Origin of the sequence: Campylobacter sp. W0014 (assembly GCF_020135975.1) — a bacterium.
Classification (GTDB): domain Bacteria; phylum Campylobacterota; class Campylobacteria; order Campylobacterales; family Campylobacteraceae; genus Campylobacter_D.
This window is the reverse complement of the sequence record NZ_JACHTR010000088.1, coordinates 1-644: the sequence shown is the minus strand read 5'-3', so window position 1 is coordinate 644 and position 644 is coordinate 1. Positions and strand designations below refer to the sequence as shown.

General features: G+C 26.9%; 1 protein-coding gene. It reads left to right on the top strand.

All coding sequences use genetic code 11. The features are described from left to right. Position 1: 1 nt before the first annotated feature. A partial coding sequence (locus H2277_RS09080; RefSeq protein WP_407928571.1) for a Cj0814 family flagellar-dependent secreted protein occupies positions 2–644 on the top strand: 643 nt, incomplete at its 3' end.

Below are 644 nucleotides of genomic sequence, written 5' to 3'. Positions count from 1 at the left end.
TATGAGTATCTTTAGCATCAATGATAACTCAAACTATACTTCTATACTTTCACAAGCAAAAGCTAATAAAGAAAGTAAAGAAAATTCTAAAATAAGTTTTGCTAATGCTTTTTTAAAACAAAATGCCAGCAAGTTAAGTGATATAGAAAGTAAAAATTCACAAACTCTAGCAAGAAGTGAAATATTAAATTCTACTAATACAACAAATACTAGCAATAATACTAATTTTAGTATAAGTAGTAAGACAAGTTCTCCTAATTATGATATATCTAGTGAATTTAAAAACTCTATTTATACTCTAAAATATAAACAAGTAGATTTAAGCACTGATACAGCCTATGGTTATAGTGTAGATAAAGATGGTTATATGGGAAGTGATTTTAATAAAGCCGCAGGATTGCCAAATGATTTTAAGATACATAAATCTACTTTGGATGAGATAGAGAGATTTAATCAAAATGGTATGGCTGATGAAACTAGTGGAAACTATTATAATAGTTTTGATATGGCTTCTATTGTTAAATCCTATTATAATAGCTTTAATCAAGTAATAAGTGCATTTCCAAATGATAAAACAAGTTTTAGCAAAGCAGATTTGGAACAATTACCAAAAGGACTAAATTATGGTCGTAATGAAAACAAAG